Origin of the sequence: Xanthomonas sp. 3307 (assembly GCF_014199735.1) — a bacterium.
In the GTDB taxonomy this organism is placed as follows: domain Bacteria; phylum Pseudomonadota; class Gammaproteobacteria; order Xanthomonadales; family Xanthomonadaceae; genus Xanthomonas_A; species Xanthomonas_A rydalmerensis.
On sequence record NZ_JACHOG010000006.1, the window covers coordinates 137,536 to 156,542 of the forward strand.

Below are 19,007 nucleotides of genomic sequence, written 5' to 3' on the forward strand. Positions count from 1 at the left end.
CTACTTTCCGATGCAGAAGCTGGAGAAGATTCGCCCGAGCAGGTCGTCGGCGCTGAGCGTGCCGACGATCTCGCCGAGCGCGGCATGGGCCAGGCGCAGTTCCTCGGCGGCCAGTTCCAGGCGTTCGTGCTGCAGTTCGGCCGTCGCCGCATCGGCATGAGTCGCGGCACGCTGCAGCGCATCGACGTGGCGGGCGCGCGCGGAGAACTCGCCGTCGCTGCCCTCGCCGGCCGCGGCGCCGGCGATCGCACGCAGCTGCGCATGCAGTTGCTCCAGGCCGCTCCCGGTCGCGGCGGAGACATAGACGCGCTCGGCGCTGGCCACGGGCACGATGGCGAGCAGGTCGCTCTTGTTGTGGATCCACAGGCGCTGCGGCACGTCGGCGATGGCGTCGGCGATCGCCGCATGGCCGGCCTCGGCCTCGCGCGCATCGAGCACGATCAGCGCCAGGTCGGCGCGCTGCAGTTCCTGGCGCGCGCGGCGCATGCCCTCGCGCTCGATCGCATCGCCACCCTCGCGCAGGCCGGCGGTGTCGACCAGGGTCAGTTCCACGCCGTCCAGGCGCACGGTCTCGTGCAAGGTGTCGCGGGTCGTGCCGGCGATGTCGGTGACGATGGCGCGATCGCTGCCGGCCAGCGCGTTGAGCAGGGAACTCTTGCCTGCGTTCGGCGGGCCGACCAGCACCGCGTGCAGGCCATCGCGCAGGCGCCGGCCGCGTTCGGCGTCGGCACGCAGTTGCGCCAGGTCCGCGCGCGCCTGCGCCAGGCCGGCGCGGACCTGCTCGCCGCCCAGCGTGTCCAGCGCCTCGTCGGCGAAATCGATCGCCGCCTCGATGTGGATACGCAGGCGGATCAGCTGTTCGGCCAGCTCGTCGACGCGACGCGAGAACACCCCGTCCAGCGAACGGCGTGCCGCGCGTGCCGCACGCAGGTCGCCGGCGGCGATCAGGTCGGCGATCGCCTCGGCCTGGGCCAGGTCGAGCTTGCGGTTGAGGAAGGCGCGCTCGCTGAACTCGCCTGGGCGCGCTGGCCGCGCGCCGAGTTCGCAGCAGCGCGCCACCAGGTGCCGCAGCAGCACCGGGCTGCCGTGCGCCTGCAGTTCCAGCACGTCCTCGCCGGTGAAGCTGCGCGGCCCCGGAAACCACAGCGCGATGCCGTCGTCCACGATCTCGCCGTGCGCGTCGCGAAAGCGCGCGTAGCGCGCGCTGCGTGGCATCAAGGCGCCCAGGCCAAGCCCATCGGCGATGACCGCGGCCGCCGGACCGGACACGCGGACCACGCCGACACCGCCCGCACCAGGAGCGGTGGCGATGGCGGCGATGGTGTCGATGGCGGGAGACGGCATGGCGGAGGCAGCAGGTCGATAGCGCGGTGGATTACAGCGTCTGCAACTGGCCGCGCACGTAAGCCGCCGACGCGCCGTTGGGTTGCAGTTCCAGGTAGGTCTCGAAGGCGCGCTTGGCCTTGGTCGCATCGCCCAACTGGCGGTAGGCGTCGCCCAAGTTGATGTAGGCCACCGCGCGCGAGGGATCGATCTTCAGCGTGTTCTCCAGCCAGCGCACGGCCTGCGCGAACTTGCCCTGGCGATAGTAGATGAAGCCGAGATTGTTGGCCGCCAGCGCGAAGTCCGGGCGCAGCTTCAGCGCCTCGGTGAACTGCGCTTCGGCCTCGTCGTAGCGCTTCTCCTTGTACAGCTGCAGGCCGCGGTCGTTGGCGCGCTGCGCACGCTGCCGATCGGACACTGGACCGGCCGCCACCGGCACCGCCAGCGGCCGTTCGCCGCCCTGCAGGTCCTTGACCACCACTGCCGGCTTGGACGGGGCGGCCGGCGCGGCGGCGCTGCTGGTGCTGGCGTTCGGCGTCGCGGTCGACGCCGGCGCGGCCGCATCGACGCGATCGTTCATCGCGATCGCGGCCGAGGACAGTTGCTGCGTGCTGGCGGTGAGGAACTCTTCGCCTTCCGGCACCTGCAGCACGAACTCGCCGCCCTGCGAACCGGGCAGGCTGCCGAACGCAGGCGTCTGCTGCGAGATGCTCGACACCGCCGGCGCCACGTAGGCGGCCAGTTCGGTGCCGGTGATCAGGCCATCGCCGTTGAGGTCGGCTTTGCCCGACAGTGCCTGCAGCAGCACCCAGGTGAACACCGAGTGGCCGTTGGGGCCGCTGTCGGCGACCTGCTGGTCGGCGCCGCCGGCGGTGAGCATCTGCCGGGCGATGCGCCGCGCGTTTTCGCGCAGGTAGGCGCTGGTGCCACCGCCGCGGGTCAGGCCCAGGCCGCTGTAGCACGCGTCCATCACGAACAGCACGTGCTTGGCTTCCAGGCTCTCGGCGATGTCCTGGATCTCGGTCATCGGAATCGCGTCGGTGGCGAACTGCGCCGGATCCGAGTCGGCGGGCACGATGTAGCCGAGGTCGCGTCCGGAGGCCAGCTTGCGCGTTGCGCCATGGCCGGCGAAGAACACGAACACGCGGTCGTTCTTGCCGACGCCGCCATGCGCCAGGCGGTCATGGAAGGCGGCCAGGATGTTGTTGCGGGTGGCCTCCTGGTTCTTCAGCACGATCACCTGCGACGACGGGAAACCGAAGCTGCCGGTCAGCGTCTGCGCGATGGCCTGCGCGTCGTTGGCCGCGTACTGCAGCTTGGGCCAGTGCGCGTAGTCGTCGATGCCGATCACGATGGCCCAGGACTTGTCGTAGCCGCTGGTCACCGCCGGTGCGGCGGCGTTGCTGGCCGCGCGCGCCACGCTGAAGTCGCGCCCGTTCCAGGCGGCGAACTGGTAGCCGTCGGCGCTGAGCCGGTCCAGGATCTGCGGCAGTGCCTTGACCGTGCGTTCGTGGATGTCGTGGAACAGCAGGATGCCGCGCTGCTCGCGGCCGACCTGCTCGAGCACGCGCTGCACGATCGACTCCGGCACCGGGTCGGCCCAGTCCAGCGAATCCACATTCCACATCACCGACTTCAGGCCGGCCTCGCCGAGGATCTGCATGCCCTCGGCGTTGCGCGCGCCGTAGGGGAAGCGGAACAGCGGCGCACGCTTGGCGTCGACCGCGCGCAGCATGCGGTCGGTGTCGAGGATCTGGCTGCGCAGCGCGGCCCCGGTTTCCTTGGACAGTTGCGCGTGGGTCAGGCTGTGGTTGCCGACGGTGTAGCCCTGCTCCATCAGGCTGCGGCTGACGCTGGCCAGCGGCGACAGATCGACCTTGCCGTCCGCTTCGAGCTTGCCCAGGTTGCGGCCAACCTCGAAGAACGTGGCCGGCACGTCGTAGCGCTTGAGGATGGCCACGATCTCGTCGGTGTACTCGCGATGCGGGCCGTCGTCGAAACTCAGCACCACGGTCTTGGGCGGCAGGTCGCGGCCGAACACCTCGCGGTCGCTGTCCTTCATCGACATCGGGTACGGGGTGATCACGCCGTAGTCGCGCAGGATCGCCTCGCGCGTGTACAGCGTGCCGAGGTGGGCGACGTAGTCCTCCCACTTCTCGCGCTTCTGCACGATCGCGCGGGTGCGGTCGAAGCGGCTGAAGATCGCGGTGATCTCGCGGTTGTAGGTGCGCTCGATCTCGTCGAGCGCTTCCAGGTCCTCGCCGATGCGCTGGTGCAGCTTGATCGCCGGCAGCGAGGAGTCCTTGCCGATGCGCAGCTGCCAGTCGGCGAGGACCTCGCGGAACGCCAGGCGGTCGGCGTCGTACAGGTCTGGTGCCGATTCGACGTAGTCCAGCAAGCTGCCGACCGCGGCGAAGCGCTGCGGGTCCGGCAGCGCCAGCAGCGCATCGAACTGCTTGGCCAGCGCCTCGCGGCGCTCCAGCCCCTCGTGGAACAGCTGCTGGCCGACGCTGCTGGAGGTTTGCCGGTCGGCCGGCGACTGCTTGGCCTCGTCGGCCAGCAACACGATGATCTTGCGCTGCGCCGCCAGCTGCGCCTGCAGGCCCTGCAGCAGCGCCGTCGCCTGGGACTGCAACGCCGGCGAGCCGGGGATCGCGATCGTCGGGGCGGGCGCCGCGGGCTTGGCGGCAGTGGCCTCGCTACTCGCAGGCGGGCGCTGGCAGGCGGCCAGGGCCAACGCGAGCAGGCCGATCACGGCCATGGACGGCGACAACGGACGACGGCGCTTGCGCATGACCACGGACTCGCGAGCAAGGCGATGCGGAAAACGCATGTGCCGGCGCCTTCCCCGGCCGCATGCGCAACGCCCGCCGGAAGGCGGGCGTTGTCGTGTTTACTTCTTCGTCTTGACCGGTGGCTTGCCGCTACCGCCACCACCGCCGGCGGTCGCCGGTTCGCCGTGGCGCTTGGTCATCCACCACTGCTGCAGCAGACCCAGCGAACCGTTGGTGACCCAGTACAGCACCAGGCCGGACGGCACGAAGGCCATCATCACACCGAACACCAGCGGCATGAACTGCATCATCTTGGCCTGCACCGGATCCATGCCCGGCGACGGCGTCAGCTTCTGCGTCAGCCACATCACCGCCACGTTGATCACCGGCAGGATGAAGTAAGGATCGCGCGCGGTCAGGTCCTGGATCCAGGCGAACCACGGCGCCTGGCGCAGTTCCACCGACTCCACCAGCACCCAGTACAGCGCGAAGAAGATCGGCATCTGGATCAGCACCGGCAGGCAGCCGCCCATCGGGTTGATCTTCTCCTTCTTGTACAGCTCCATCATCGCCGTCTGGAACTTCTGCTTGTCGTCGCCGTAGCGCTCCTTGAGTTGCTGGATGCGCGGCTGGAACTTGCGCATCTTGGCCATGCTCTTGTACTGCGCGGCCGACAGCGGATACAGCATCAGCTTCAGCAGCACCACCAGACCGACGATCGACCAGCCCCAGTTGCCGAGCAGGTTGTGCAGGTGGCTGAGGATCCAGAACAGGCCCTGGCCCAGCAGCGCCATCAGCGAGAAACGGCTGTAGTCGACCACGCGGTCGAGGCCGCGCACGTTCTCCTTGGCGATCTGGCTGACCAGCTTCGGGCCGACCCACAGCCGCGCCTCGGTGCTGGCGCTGGCACCCGGCGCCACGGTGAAGCCCGGGCCGCGTGCTTCGATCACATGCCGCGGGCCGTCGTTGGACAGCACGTACAGCGCCTGCTGGTCGGCCTGCGGAATCCAGCCGGTGAAGAAGTGGTGCTGCAGCAGCGCGATCCAGCCACCGGAGATGGTCTGGTTGAGCGGGCCGTCTTCCAGGTAGTCCTTGAACGCACGACGCTGGTAGCCATCAGCCGGGCTGAACCAGGTGGCGCCGTTGAAGCTGAAGGAATCCGGATTGGTCATGCCGCGGCTGACGATGGTCGGCACCCGGCTCAGCTTGCGGAACACGTAGCCCTGCCAGGGCTTGCTGCCGTGGTTGACGACCTCGTCGCGCACCTGCACGGCGTAGTGGCCGCGCTGCAGGGTGTAGATGCGACGGATCGTGACGCCGTCCGGGCCGTTCCACACGAACGGCACCTGCAGGCTGTCCTGGCCCTTGGCCAGCACGTAGTCCTTGCCCGGCTGCTCGGGACGGAAACCGCCCGGGCCCGGCGACGGCGAATTGCGCTCGCCGACCCAGCCGCTGGTGGCGGTGTACGGATGCGCCGCATCCTCGGTCAGCAGCTGCACCGGCGGGCTGCCGGGCTGCTTGGTCTGCGGGAACAGCAGCAGGTCGGCGTCGAACACGCTGCGGCCATCCAGGGTCAGGCGCAGCACGTCGGTGGTGACGGTGACCCGCGGCGCGGCGCTGGCGGCGGCGGTCTCGGGCGTGGTGCTGGCCGGCGCGGTGCCGGGCACCGTGGCCTGCGGAACGGCCGGCGCATGCGTGGCGCCGGCATCGGCGTCCTGCGCCGGCGGCACCGTGGTCGCCGCCGCGACCGTCGCCGCGTTGGCGTTCGGCGCGTGTTCCTTGTTCCATTCCATCCACAACAGCGCCGCGACCATCAGCCAGGCGAAAATCAGGAAAAGGCGGGTCTGGTTCATCGGACAGGCAAGCTCGGCTCAGCCAGAAGCAGGTTCTGACGTGGATGTGGGGGAAGAAGGACGATCGGGCGGCGGCATTGTGCCGTCCGCGGACGGGGCCGGCAATGCGCCGGCGCGACGCAGCAGGCGCAGATAGGCCTGGCGCAGTTGGTCGCCGCTGGCCTGGGCGGCGGCGCTGCGCGCCACCACCACGTAATCGCCGGGCGCCAGCCACGGCAACAGCTGCCGCGTGGCCTCGCGCAGCACGCGCTTGATGCGATTGCGCACGACTGCGCGCTTGTCGACCTTGCGCGACACCGCCAGGCCCAGCCGCGCCGGGTGCGGCGCACTGCGCCAGTGCAGGCTCATCAGCGGCTCGGAACAGCGGCGCGCGGCATCGAACACGACGCGGTATTCCGCAGACGTGCGAACCCGCGCAGAGCGAGGAAATCGCCTACGCGGGTCGGGATGATTCACGGTCCGGATTGCAGGCGCCGCCTGGGGCGGCGAAGCAATCAAGCGCTCAGGCGCTTGCGGCCCTTGGCGCGGCGACGGGCCAGGATCTTGCGGCCGTCGGCGGTGGCCATACGGGCACGGAAGCCGTGGTCGCGCTTGCGCTTGAGGTTGCTGGGCTGGAAGGTGCGCTTGGTGGCCATCGGGGCGCTCTGATCTGAATGGGGCGGAAAGAACCGGAAATTCTATAGGACCGCTCACGCCGCGGTCAACTCCCTGTATTGACCGCGGGAGAGGACGGCAGCACCCGGCCTGTGGATGGATCTGTGAATAGCCGTGGGAAAACCATTCCCGACCCTGCGCGCCGGTGGTAGTCTGATCCATCCGCTTTCCTCTCCCACCGGCCGAATGCGCCGCGCCCGAGCGCGCCCTTCATGCCCGGTCTATCGACGAATTTAGATCTGATGGATGCTTGGCCCCGTTGCCTGGAACGTCTGGAAGCCGAATTTCCAGCCGAGGACGTTCACACTTGGTTGAAACCGCTGCAAGCCGAACAGCGCCATGACAACAGCATGGTGCTGTACGCCCCGAACGCCTTCATCGTCGAGCAGGTGCGCGAGCGCTACCTGCCGCGCATCCGCGAGCTGCTGACCTATTTCGCCGGCAGCGGCGAGGTGCTGTTGCAGGTCGGTTCGCGCCCGCGCGCGCCGGAACCGACTGCCGCACCGCCCAGCGAGAGCGCGGCCGCACGCACGCCGGCGCCGCCGTTGCTGGAGCCGTTCGCCGGCAACCTCGACTCGCACTACACCTTCGCCAACTTCGTCGAAGGGCGCAGCAACCAGCTCGGCCTGGCCGCGGCGGTGCAGGCCGCGCAGAAGCCCGGCGACCGCGCGCACAACCCGCTGCTGCTGTACGGCGGAACCGGCCTGGGCAAGACCCACCTGATGTTCGCCGCCGGCAACGCCATGCGCGAGCAGAATCCGAATGCGCGGGTGATGTACCTGCGCTCGGAACAGTTCTTCAGCGCGATGATCCGCGCGCTGCAGGACAAGACCATGGACCAGTTCAAGCGCCAGTTCCAGCAGGTGGACGCGCTGCTGATCGACGACATCCAGTTCTTCGCCGGCAAGGACCGCACCCAGGAAGAGTTCTTCCACACCTTCAACGCGTTGTTCGATGGCCGCCAGCAGATCATCCTGACCTGCGACCGCTATCCGCGCGAGGTCGAAGGGCTGGAGCCGCGGCTGAAGTCGCGCCTGGCCTGGGGCCTGTCGGTGGCGATCGATCCGCCCGATTTCGAGACCCGCGCGGCGATCGTGCTGGCCAAGGCGCGCGAGCGCGGCGCGGAGATCCCCGACGACGTGGCGTTCCTGATCGCCAAGAAGATGCGCTCGAACGTGCGCGATCTGGAAGGCGCGCTCAACACGCTGGCGGCGCGCGCCAATTTCACCGGCCGCGCGATCACCACCGAGTTCGCCCAGGAGACCCTGCGCGACCTGCTGCGCGCGCAGCAGCAGGCGATCGGCATCCCCAACATCCAGAAGACCGTGGCCGACTACTACGGCCTGCAGATCAAGGATCTGCTGTCCAAGCGGCGCACGCGCTCGCTGGCGCGGCCGCGGCAGGTGGCGATGGCGCTGACCAAGGAACTGACCGAACACAGCCTGCCGGAGATCGGCGACGCGTTCGCCGGGCGCGACCACACCACCGTGCTGCACGCCTGCCGGCAGATCAAGCACCTGATGGAGACCGACGGCAAGTTGCGCGAGGACTGGGACAAGCTGATCCGCAAGCTCAGCGAGTGAGCCCAGGCGGGACTACCGGGGGGCCGCTTGATAAATCGGTGCATGACTTCGCGACAAATCCGGGAGAAACTGTGGATAAAGCGCGACGCGGCGGCGACGGCAAAACTATCCACAGGTTTCCCCACCAGTTCCGGGGCAGTAGTACACGGGATTGAGGGCGTGAAAAATCTTTTGTATTCAGTGGTTTGAGCTACATTTGCACCGAATTTCGCTCTACCATCACCACCAAGCTTTTGATTTATTCCACATCTTTTAAAGCATAGGGGCACGGAACCACATGCGTTTCACACTGCAGCGCGAAGCCTTCCTCAAGCCATTGGCGCAAGTCGTCAATGTGGTCGAACGCCGCCAGACCTTGCCGGTTCTGGCCAACTTCCTGGTGCAGGTGCACGGCGGGCAGCTGTCGCTGACCGGTACCGATCTGGAAGTGGAAATGGTCTCGCGCATTGCGGTCGACGATGCCCAGGACGGCGAAACCACGATTCCGGCGCGCAAGCTGTTCGAGATCGTCCGGGCGCTCCCCGACGGCAGCAAGGTCACCGTGTCCCAATCCGGCGACAAGATCACCGTGCAGGCCGGGCGTAGCCGCTTCACCCTGGCCACGTTGCCTGCCAACGACTTCCCGTCGGTCGACGAAGTGGAAGCCACCGAGCGGGTGGTGGTGCCGGAAGCGGCGTTGAAGGAACTGATCGAGCGCACCGCGTTCGCGATGGCGCAGCAGGACGTGCGCTACTACCTCAACGGCCTGCTGTTCGACCTGCACAACCAGACCCTGCGCTGTGTGGCCACAGATGGCCATCGCCTGGCGCTGTGCGAGACCGAACTGGAGAACGCCGGCGGCGCCAAGCGCCAGATCATCGTGCCGCGCAAGGGCGTGACCGAACTGCAGCGCCTGCTGGAAGGCGGCGAGCGCGAAGTCGAGCTGGAAGTCGGCCGCGCGCACGTACGGGTCAAGCGCGACGATGTCACGTTCACCTCCAAGCTGATCGACGGCCGCTTCCCCGATTACGAAGCGGTGATCCCGATCGGTGCCGACCGCGAGGTCAAGCTGGATCGCGAGATCCTGCGCGCGGCGCTGCAGCGTGCGGCGATCCTGTCCAACGAGAAGTACCGCGGCGTGCGCGTGGAAGTCTCGCCGGGCCAGCTGAAGATCAGCGCGCATAACCCGGAACAGGAAGAAGCGCAGGAAGAAGTCGAAGCCGACACCAAGGTCAGTGACCTGGCGATCGGCTTCAACGTGAACTACCTGCTCGATGCGCTGTCCGCGCTGCGCGAGGAGTTCGTGGTGATCCAGCTGCGCGACGCCAACTCGTCCGCGCTGGTGCGCGAAGCCAGCAGTGCCCGCTCGCGTCACGTGGTGATGCCGCTGCGTCTCTGACGTTTCGCTTCGTGTTCCACGTGGAACACGCGCGGAAAGCGACCCGGCCTTGTGCCGGGTTTTCTTTTTCTGTGGACGGATGGGTCCAAGCGCCGAGGTCACACATCGACGCAACCTGACGCGCGGCCCCATCGTGGCGGCACGTACGGAGGCGCTGCTACGCCTAGCTGCGTGAGCTTAGGACCACAACTGCGCCGACATTGGAGATACGCTCCTTTGTCGGTCCGCCGGCAAACAGATCGAATAGCGACGTTTTCGCCTGCTCCAATTGCGCCCTGCTCGATCTCCCTTCCGCAGCTCGGCCGACAAGTCTCCGGCGTCAGCACGAAGCATTCCGGTCCATCGCACTGCGAGCTGGTGCCCGGCGCACCGGCTGCACAACGCCAACCAGCCGTTTTGGGTATGCTGCCGCCCTCCCCCTGATCCCGATCTGCGTGCGCCCGGCGCGAGCGCTTTCGCCTCCTTTCCCGCATGCACGTCTCCCGCCTCGACTTTCACCATCTGCGCAGGTTCGCGACGCTCGAACTGGCGCCTGCGCCCGGGCTGAACCTGATCACCGGCGACAACGGCGCCGGCAAGACCACGGTTCTCGAGGCGATGCACCTGATGGCCTATGGGCGGAGCTTCCGCGGCCGGGTGCGCGACGGACTGGTCAGCCGAGGCCAGGAAGCGCTGGACGTCTTCGTCGAATGGCAGGAGCAGGCGGGCGAGGCCGGTGCGACACGTCGGCGCCGCGCCGGACTGCGCCACAGCGGTCAGGAGTGGCGTGGCCGCCTCGACGGCCAGGACATCGCCCACCTCGGCACGTTGTGCGCAGCGCTGGCGGTGGTCACCTTCGAGCCGGGCAGCCATCTGCTGGTCAGCGGGGGGGGCGAGCCGCGGCGCCGCTTCGTCGATTGGGGCTTGTTCCACGTGGAACCTGACTTCCTGTCGCTGTGGCGGCGCTACGCGCGAGCGCTCAAGCAGCGCAACGCCCTGCTAAAGAGCGGCGGCAGCGGCGCGGCGCTCGACGCCTGGGACCACGAACTGGCCGAGTCGGGCGAGCCACTGACCTCGCGCCGCCAGGACTACCTGGACCGGCTGCTGCAGCGCCTGCTCGCCCTCGCCCCTGAACTGGCGCCGACGCTGGGCATCGCACATCTGCAGTTCGCGCCCGGCTGGCGCCGCCAGGACGTCTCGCTTGCCGATGCCCTGCTGCTCAACCGCGAGCGCGACCGGCAGCTCGGCTACACCTCGGCCGGCCCGCACCGCGCCGACTGGAGTCTGAGCTTCGCCGAGATCCCCGGTCGCGACGCCCTCTCCCGCGGCCAGGCCAAGCTCACCGCGCTGGCCTGCCTGCTGGCGCAGGCCGAGGACTATGCCGCGCAACGCGGCGAATGGCCGGTGATCGCCCTGGACGATCTGGCTTCGGAACTGGACCGGCACCACCAGGGGCGTGTGCTGGAGCGTCTGCGGGCCGGACCCGCCCAGGTCTTCGTCACCGCCACCGAAACCCCGCAGGCGCTGGCCGATGCCGGCCTGCCGATTGCGCGGTTCCACGTGGAACATGGACAAATCCTGGTTCCCTCATAGGCCGCCATGGGGGCAGCCGCCCGGGCTGCTATAATTTCCGCCAATCCCCTATCCAGCGGCGCGAACCGGCCCCGGCCTGTCTTCGCCGCCTCGTGGAGCCTACGGCACCCGCATGACCGACGAACAGAACACCCCGCCCAGCAACGGCAACTACGACGCCAACAGCATCACCGCCCTGGAAGGCCTGGAGGCGGTCCGCAAGCGGCCCGGCATGTACATCGGCGACGTCCATGACGGCACCGGTCTGCATCACATGGTGTTCGAGGTCGTCGACAACTCGATCGACGAAGCCCTGGCCGGGCATGCCGACCATGTCGCGGTGACCATCCACGCCGACGGTTCGGTGTCGGTGTCCGACAATGGCCGCGGCATCCCGGTCGGCAAGCACGCGCAGATGAGCGCCAAGCTCGGGCGCGAGGTCTCCGCCGCCGAGGTGGTGATGACCGTCCTGCACGCCGGCGGCAAGTTCGACGACAACAGCTACAAGGTCTCCGGCGGCCTGCACGGCGTGGGCGTCAGCGTGGTCAATGCGCTGTCGGAGAAGCTGCTGCTGGACGTGTTCCAGGGTGGCTTCCACTACCAGCAGGAATTCAGCAACGGCGCGGCCGTGGCCCCGCTGGCGAAACTGGGCGAAACCAGCAAGCGCGGCACCACCGTGCGCTTCTGGCCCTCGGTGGTGGCCTTCCACAACAACGTGGAGTACCACTACGACATCCTGGCCCGGCGCCTGCGCGAGCTGTCCTTCCTCAATTCCGGGGTCAAGATCGTGCTCGCCGACGAGCGTGGAGAGGGCCGCCGCGACGATTTCCACTACGAGGGCGGCATCCGCAGCTTCGTCGAGCACCTGGCGCAGCTGAAGACCCCGCTGCACCCGAATGTGATCTCGGTCACCGGCGAGCACAACGGCATCACCGTGGACGTGGCGCTGCAGTGGACCGACTCCTACCAGGAGACGATGTACTGCTTCACCAACAACATCCCGCAGAAGGACGGCGGTACCCACCTGGCCGGCTTCCGCGGCGCGCTGACCCGCGTGCTCAACACCTACATCGAGCAGAACGGCATCGCCAAGCAGGCCAAGATCAACCTGACCGGCGACGACATGCGCGAAGGCATGATCGCGGTGCTGTCGGTGAAGGTGCCGGATCCGAGCTTCTCCAGCCAGACCAAGGAAAAGCTGGTCAGCTCCGACGTGCGCCCGGCGGTGGAAAACGCCTTCGGTGCGCGTCTGGAGGAGTTCCTGCAGGAGAACCCCAACGAGGCCAAGGCCATCGCCGGCAAGATCGTCGATGCCGCCCGCGCCCGCGAGGCCGCGCGCAAGGCGAGAGACCTCACCCGTCGTAAGGGCGCGCTGGACATCGCCGGCCTGCCCGGCAAGCTGGCCGACTGCCAGGAAAAGGATCCGGCGCTGTCGGAGCTGTTCATCGTCGAGGGCGACTCGGCGGGCGGCTCGGCCAAGCAGGGCCGCAACCGCAAGAACCAGGCGGTGCTGCCGCTGCGCGGCAAGATCCTCAACGTCGAGCGCGCGCGCTTCGACCGCATGCTGTCCTCCGACCAGGTCGGCACGCTGATCACCGCGCTGGGCACCGGCATCGGCCGCGACGAATACAACCCGGACAAGCTGCGCTACCACCGCATCATCATCATGACCGACGCCGACGTCGACGGCGCGCACATCCGCACCCTGCTGCTGACCTTCTTCTACCGGCAGATGCCGGAGCTGATCGAGCGCGGCTACGTCTACATCGGCCTGCCGCCGCTGTACCGGCTCAAGCAGGGCAAGCAGGAGCTGTACCTGAAGGACGACAACGCGCTCAACGCCTACCTGGCCAGCAGTGCGGTCGAAGGCGCGGCGCTGGTCCCGGCCAACAACGAGCCGCCGATCACCGGTGCGGCGCTGGAGAAGCTGCTGCTGCTGTTCGCCAGCGCCAACGAGGCGGTGGCGCGCAATGCGCACCGCTACGACCCGGCGCTGCTGACCGCGCTGATCGACCTGCCGCCGCTGGACGTGGCCCAGCTCGAGGCCGAGGGCGAGGCGCATCCGAGCCTGGACGCGCTGCAGGCGGTGCTCAACCGCGGCAGCCTGGGCTCGGCGCGCTACGCGCTGCACTTCGAACGCGGCAACGAGCAGAAGCCGGCGATGTTGAAGGTGATCCGTCGCCACATGGGCGAAGAACTCACCAGCTGGGTGCCGATGGCCGCCTTCGAGAGCGGCGAACTGCGGGCTCTGCGCGAGGTCGCGCTGGCCCTGCATGGGCTGGTGCGCGAGGGCGCGCAGATCGTGCGCGGCAACAAGGCCCAGGCCATCAGCAGCTTCGCCCAGGCGCATGCCTGGCTGTTCGAAGAAGCCAAGAAGGGCCGCCAGATCCAGCGCTTCAAGGGCCTGGGCGAAATGAACGCCGAGCAGCTGTGGGAGACCACGGTGAACCCCGACACGCGCCGCCTGCTGCAGGTGCGCATCGAGGACGCGGTCGCCGCCGACCAGATCTTCAGCACCTTGATGGGCGATGTGGTCGAACCGCGCCGCGACTTCATCGAGGAAAACGCGCTGAAGGTCGCCAACCTCGACATCTGACCGCGGCGGTTCCCGCCCCTGGCCTGCGCCGGGGCGGGCGTCCCGTTGTGCCTTCCGCCCGCTTCCGCCCTGGATCGCGATGACCGCACCGCCGTTGCCCGTCCCCCCGCTGCCGTTGCCTTCCACGCCGCCGGCCCGCCCGCGCCGGCCGATCCTCGGTTTCTTCCTCGACGTGCTGCTGGCGGCGGTGGTGCTGCTGGCGGTGAGCGTGCTGTGCGGCCTGGTCTGGGGCGTGATCCGCGGCGCCCAGCTGGCCATGGAGTTGAAGGCGCAGGGCATCCCTGCCGATCGCCTGGCTGCGCTGGTCGCGCAGCAGGTCGGCCAGCCGGGCGCGCTGGCGCAGCTGTTGATCGCCCTGGTCAGCACCCTGTCCGCGGCGCTGCTGCTGTACTTCCTGCGGCGGCCGGCCAACGCCGCCGAGCGTCGCGCCTCATGGCAGGCCGCGCGCCTCCCGTCGACCTGGGGCTGGGTGCTGCTGGTCGCGGCCGGGGTGTTCTTCGGCAGCGCGGTGATCTCCGCGCTGGCCGCGCAGATCGGCATCAAGCCGGTGCCGACCAACCTGCCGCTGATGCAGGAAGCGATGGCGCAGATGCCGCTGTTCCTGATCGTGTTCGCGGTGGTGATCGCTCCAGCCTACGAAGAACTGCTGTTCCGTCGCGTGCTGTTCGGGCGGCTGTGGGATGCCGGCCGGCCGCGGCTGGGCATGCTGCTCAGCGGCGCTGCCTTCGCCCTGGTGCACGAGGTGCCGGGGACTACCGGCAACAGCCTGGCCGCAACCGCACAGCTGTGGCTGGTCTATGGCGGCATGGGCGCGGCGTTCGCCTGGCTGTACAAGCGCACCGGCACCTTGTGGGCGCCGATCGCCGCGCACGGGCTCAACAACGCCCTCGCGGTCGCCGGCCTCTATTGGTTTGGCGCAACCTGAAGGTTTGTTTGACGAAATGTTAAGACACGGCCCCCCACACTGCGACGCGTGTTAGGAGGGGGGACCGTATGAAGCAAGTGGTACTTGGCGCGTCGCTTGCGATGCTGCTGGCAGCGTGTGCGACGACGACATCGCCAACCGGGCGGACCCAGGTCGTGGGCGGCATCTCGCAACAACAACTCGACCAGATGGGCGCGCAGGCGTTCGCCGAAGCCAAGGCCAAGGAACAGCTGGACACCGATCCCAAGCGCAACGCCTACGTGCGCTGCGTGGTCAACACGCTGGTCGCGCAGTTGCCCGCCGAATGGCGTGGCACCGGCTGGGAAACCGCGCTGTTCAACGACAAGGAACCCAACGCGTTCGCCCTGCCCGGCGGCAAGGTCGGGGTCAACAGCGGCATCTTCAGCGTGGCCAAGAACCAGGACCAGCTCGCCGCCGTGCTCGGCCACGAGATCGGCCACGTCATCTCGCGCCACCACGAAGAACGCATCACCCGCCAGCTCGGCGCGCAGGCGGGCCTGAGCGTGATCGGCGCGCTGGCCGGCGCGCGCTACGGCCAGGGCGCGGCCGACACCGTCGGCCAGGTCGGCGGCATGACGGCACAGACGCTGTTCCTGCTGCCGGGCTCGCGCCAGCAGGAAACCGAGGCGGACATCGTCGGCCAGCGCCTGATGGCGCAGGCCGGGTTCGATCCGGCGCAAGCGGTGGATCTGTGGAAGAACATGATGGCCGCCGGCGGCGATCGTCCGCCGCAATGGCTCTCCACCCACCCCGATCCCAGTGCACGCATCGGCGAACTGCAGCGCGACGTCGCCGCGCTCGAGCCGGTGTATGCGCAGGCGCGCAGCGCCGGCAGGACGCCCAAGTGCGGCTGAGTCGGTCGTCGTCCCCGCGCCTGTCACGGAAAACGCATCTAAAAACGTTTTCACGGCGTACAGGTTTCTGATAGGTTTGCTGGCTCGGCCGAGGAATGGCCGCTCCGTCTTCCGTGCCGCTCCGGGCGGTTTCCACCGAGGTGACCCATGAAATTCCGCATCCGCAAGCAAGCGTTGTTGTCCCTGGTGATCGCAGGTGCCCTCGGTGGCGCGGTGGTGACCGATGCCGCAGCGCAGAGCGATCGCTCCGACCACCGCTCCTCGCGCAACGCGAAGACCGAGAAGGCGGCGGTGCTGTTCCCCAACGCCGAGCGCAAGGAGCCCAACGGCAAGCCGTCGTCCAAGCTCGGCAGCAAGCTGCAGAAGCTGATCGACACCTACAACAAGGGCGAGGACTACGCATCGGTGCGCACCCAGGCCGATGAGATCCTGGCCAACAGCGGCGCCAACGAGTACGACAAGTCGCTGGCCGCGCAGCTGGCCGCGCAGGCCGCCTACAACCTCGACGACAGCAAGGCCGCGCAGGCGTACCTGAAGCAGGCGATCCAGTTCAACGGCCTGGACAACAACGGCCACTTCCAGTCGATGCTGATGCTGGCGCAGTTGCAGCTGCAGGACGACCAGACCGCCGAAGGCCTGGCCTCGCTGGACAAGTTCCTCGCCGAGTCCAAGTCGACCCGCCCGGAAGACCTGATCCTCAAGGGCCAGGCCCTGTACCAGGCGCAGCGCTACCAGGAAGCGATCCCCGTGCTGAAGCAGGCGATCGCCGCCTCGCCGGAGCCGAAGGACAGCTGGAACCAGCTGCTGATGGCGTCCTACGCCGAAGCCGGCCAGACCGGTGAGGCGGTCAAGGCCGCCGAGGCGCTGGCCGCCAAGTCGCCCAACGACAAGAAGACCCAGCTCAACCTGGCCAGCATGTACATGCAGGCCGACCAGATGGACAAGGCCGCAGCGGTGATGGACAAGCTGCGTGCCGCCGGTCAGTTGACCGACGAGAAGGAATACAAGCAGCTGTACTCGATCTACGCCAACACCGAGGGCCACGAAAAGGACGTCATCGGGGTCATCAACGAAGGCATGCAGAAGGGCATTCTGAAGCCGGACTACCAGACCTACCTCGCCCTGGCGCAGTCGTACTACTACACCGACCAGCTGCCGCAGGCGATCGAGAACTGGCAGAAGGCCGCGCCGCTGTCCAAGGACGGCGAAACCTATCTGAACCTGGCCAAGGTGCTGCATTCGGAAGGCCGCATTGCCGAAGCCAAGCAGGCCGCGCAGCAGGCACTGGCCAAGGGCGTCAAAAAGCCGGAAGACGCTAAGAAGATCATCAACCTGAAGTAGCACGCAAAAAAAGCCCCCGACGACCAGTGCTGAAAGTAGTGCAGGTAACAGGGATTGGTATAAGCTTGGAGGTTCCTGCGGTGTCATCCCCGCGTGAACTTGGGTTCCGCTCCACAGCGAAATCCGCCCCCCATTAATCGAGTCATTGGCGCATGACGGAACAACTGGTCATCCATCGGCATTACGACAAAGATGACGCCTCCGGCCTCAGCTGGCCGCGCATCATCGGTATTGCCTTCGTAATCGCGCTGCACCTTGCAGCGCTGATGTTGCTGCTGATTCCAGCCGTTGCGCCCAAGGCAGTGGCGGAGAAGGAACGCAACATCATGGTCACCCTGGTGGACGCACCGCCGCCGCCTCCCCCGCCGCCGCCGCCGCCGCCGAAGCCGCCGGAAACGCCACCGCCGCCGGTGAAGAACCTGGCGCCGCCGAAGCCGACCCCGCTGCCGCCGCCGCCGGAGGCCCCGGTGATCGACGTGCCGGAACCGCGCCCGAACGACGTGGCCACCCCGCCGTCGCCGCCCGCGCCGCCGTCGCAGCCGACCGACATCGGCGCCAGCGTCGATATCTCGTCGAAGAACATGAATCCGCCGAAGTATCCGCCGGCCGCCTTCCGCTCGGGTGCGCAGGGCGAGGTGATCCTGATCATCGATGTCGATGCGAATGGTAACGTGACGAACGTTGCCGTCGAAAAATCCAGCCGCAACCGCGACCTGGACCGCGCCGCCATGGAAGCAGCGCGCAAGTGGCGATTCAACGCCGCTACGGCCAATGGACAGAAGACCGCCGGCCGCGTCCGCGTCCCGGTCAACTTCGCGCTGAACTGATACAAAGGCACGTGGGCCTGCGCACCGCAGGTCCACCCGCCCTGTCTACTCTTTGCACCACCCTCATCACCACCACACACAACAAAGGTACGCGTCATGCTGCAGGAAATTTTCATTGCCGCCGCTGCGGGGGGCAACAACGCGTCGAACGCCCTGTCGCAGATGGGCTTCGAGCACCTCATCACCGAAATGACCTCCAAGCCGGGTGACTTCGCCGTCTCCTGGGTGGTGCTCATCACCCTCATCATCATGTCGGCCTCGTCCTGGTACTGGACGATCATCAACATCTTCCGCGCCACCCGCCTGAAGAGCCAGGCCGACCGCGTCACCAGCCTGTTCTGGGACACCCCGAACGCGCAGGACGCCATCCGTGCGATGGAAGAGCAGCCGGCTTCCGAGCCGTTCTCCAAGATCGCCCTGGACGCTGCGCAGGCCGCCGCGCACCACCAGCGCGCCGAAGCCGGTGCCGGCAATGGCCTGGGCGAGACCCTGAGCCGTTCGGAGTTCGTCGACCGCGCCCTGCGCCAGGCCGTGACCCGCGAAAGCACCAAGCTGCAGTCGGGCATGACCCTGCTGGCGACCGTCGGTGCGACCGCGCCGTTCGTCGGTCTGCTGGGTACCGTGTGGGGCATCTACGGCGCGCTGATCAAGATCGGTGCCACCGGCTCCGCCTCGATCGACGCCGTGGCCGGCCCGGTCGGTGAAGCGCTGATCATGACCGCGATCGGTCTGTTCGTCGCGATCCCGGCCGTGTTCGCTTTCAACTTCTTCAGCAAGGTCAACAGCTCGGTGATCGCCAAGTTCGACACCTTTGCTCACGACCTGCACGACTTCTTCGCCACCGGCTCGCGCGTTCGCTGATCCCGGCTAAGTCGTCCACGCAACGTTAACGGAGCCCGTTATGGCTTTCAGTAGTGGTAACAGCGGCGGCCCCATGGCCGACATCAACGTCACGCCCCTCGTGGACGTGATGCTGGTGCTGCTGATCATCTTCATCATCACGGCACCGCTGATGTCCCACAAGGTCAAGGTGGAACTGCCCCAAGCCAACTTGAAGCAGGATCCGGACAAGGACGACAAGCGTTCGAATCCGATCACGCTGGCGGTCAAGGAAGACGGGTCGCTGTATTGGAACGATGAGCCGATCTCCAAGGAAGCCCTGGAGTCGCGCTTCTCGACCGCCGCACAGCAGACCCCGCAGCCGCCGCTCAACCTGCGTGGCGACCGCACCACCAAGATGCGCACGATCAACGAGATCACCAAGATCGCGCAGAGTCAGGGCATGCTGGACGTCGGTTTCGTTGCGACCAAAGAGAAGGGGAACTGA

Annotated in this window: 15 protein-coding genes; 10 read left to right on the forward strand and 5 right to left on the reverse strand. The window is 67.6% G+C overall.

Annotated elements, in window-relative coordinates:
* The 5 genes from mnmE to rpmH form a co-directional block, all read right to left on the reverse strand.
* The gene (gene mnmE, locus GGR64_RS15150; protein ID WP_184646886.1) at positions 1-1,344 is read right to left on the reverse strand and encodes a tRNA uridine-5-carboxymethylaminomethyl(34) synthesis GTPase MnmE; all 1,344 of its coding nucleotides are present in this window, start codon (positions 1,342-1,344) and stop codon (positions 1-3) included.
* A 31-nt stretch (positions 1,345-1,375) separates the two neighbouring features.
* Positions 1,376-4,084: a tetratricopeptide repeat protein gene (locus GGR64_RS15155; protein ID WP_260303042.1), complete on the reverse strand. Its 2,709-nt coding sequence runs from the start codon at positions 4,082-4,084 to the stop codon at positions 1,376-1,378.
* Between the two features lie 132 nt (positions 4,085-4,216).
* Entirely contained in the window at positions 4,217-5,950 is a 1,734-nt protein-coding gene (yidC, locus tag GGR64_RS15160; protein ID WP_184646890.1) for a membrane protein insertase YidC, read from the reverse strand.
* A gap of 18 nt (positions 5,951-5,968) precedes the next feature.
* Positions 5,969-6,406, reverse strand: a complete 438-nt coding sequence (gene rnpA, locus GGR64_RS15165) for a ribonuclease P protein component (RefSeq protein ID WP_184646892.1) — start codon at positions 6,404-6,406, stop codon at positions 5,969-5,971.
* Positions 6,407-6,444: 38 nt separating this feature from the next.
* A complete protein-coding gene (gene rpmH / locus GGR64_RS15170) occupies positions 6,445-6,585 on the reverse strand; it encodes a 50S ribosomal protein L34 (protein WP_003469983.1) in 141 nt (46 codons plus the stop codon).
* Between the two features lie 261 nt (positions 6,586-6,846).
* Between rpmH and dnaA the strand changes: the two genes are divergently transcribed.
* The 10 genes from dnaA (at position 6,847) to GGR64_RS15220 (ending at position 19,007) form a co-directional block, all read left to right on the forward strand.
* Positions 6,847-8,187, forward strand: coding sequence for a chromosomal replication initiator protein DnaA (gene dnaA, locus GGR64_RS15175; RefSeq protein WP_184646894.1), 1,341 nt, complete (start codon positions 6,847-6,849; stop codon positions 8,185-8,187).
* Positions 8,188-8,464: 277 nt separating this feature from the next.
* The gene (dnaN, locus tag GGR64_RS15180) at positions 8,465-9,565 is read left to right on the forward strand and encodes a DNA polymerase III subunit beta (RefSeq protein WP_184448832.1); all 1,101 of its coding nucleotides are present in this window, start codon (positions 8,465-8,467) and stop codon (positions 9,563-9,565) included.
* 471 nt (positions 9,566-10,036) lie between these two features.
* On the forward strand, positions 10,037-11,137 hold the full coding sequence (gene recF / locus GGR64_RS15185) for a DNA replication/repair protein RecF (RefSeq protein ID WP_184646896.1): 1,101 nt from the start codon (positions 10,037-10,039) through the stop codon (positions 11,135-11,137).
* Positions 11,138-11,249: 112 nt separating this feature from the next.
* Positions 11,250-13,712 carry a DNA topoisomerase (ATP-hydrolyzing) subunit B gene (gene gyrB, locus GGR64_RS15190; RefSeq protein WP_160967169.1) on the forward strand — a complete coding sequence of 821 codons (2,463 nt, stop codon included), beginning with the start codon at positions 11,250-11,252 and terminating at the stop codon, positions 13,710-13,712.
* Between the two features lie 79 nt (positions 13,713-13,791).
* On the forward strand, positions 13,792-14,637 hold the full coding sequence (locus tag GGR64_RS15195) for a type II CAAX endopeptidase family protein (protein ID WP_167087948.1): 846 nt from the start codon (positions 13,792-13,794) through the stop codon (positions 14,635-14,637).
* 68 nt (positions 14,638-14,705) lie between these two features.
* The gene (locus tag GGR64_RS15200) at positions 14,706-15,512 is read left to right on the forward strand and encodes a M48 family metallopeptidase (RefSeq protein ID WP_160967171.1); all 807 of its coding nucleotides are present in this window, start codon (positions 14,706-14,708) and stop codon (positions 15,510-15,512) included.
* 147 nt (positions 15,513-15,659) lie between these two features.
* Positions 15,660-16,853 (forward strand): tetratricopeptide repeat protein, encoded by a 1,194-nt coding sequence (locus GGR64_RS15205; RefSeq protein ID WP_160967172.1) that lies wholly within the window; start codon positions 15,660-15,662, stop codon positions 16,851-16,853.
* Positions 16,854-17,119: 266 nt separating this feature from the next.
* Positions 17,120-17,680, forward strand: a complete 561-nt coding sequence (locus tag GGR64_RS15210; RefSeq protein ID WP_184449011.1) for an energy transducer TonB — start codon at positions 17,120-17,122, stop codon at positions 17,678-17,680.
* Positions 17,681-17,776: 96 nt separating this feature from the next.
* Entirely contained in the window at positions 17,777-18,541 is a 765-nt protein-coding gene (gene exbB / locus GGR64_RS15215) for a TonB-system energizer ExbB (RefSeq protein WP_160967176.1), read from the forward strand.
* Between the two features lie 40 nt (positions 18,542-18,581).
* Positions 18,582-19,007, forward strand: coding sequence for a biopolymer transporter ExbD (locus tag GGR64_RS15220; RefSeq protein ID WP_010340666.1), 426 nt, complete (start codon positions 18,582-18,584; stop codon positions 19,005-19,007).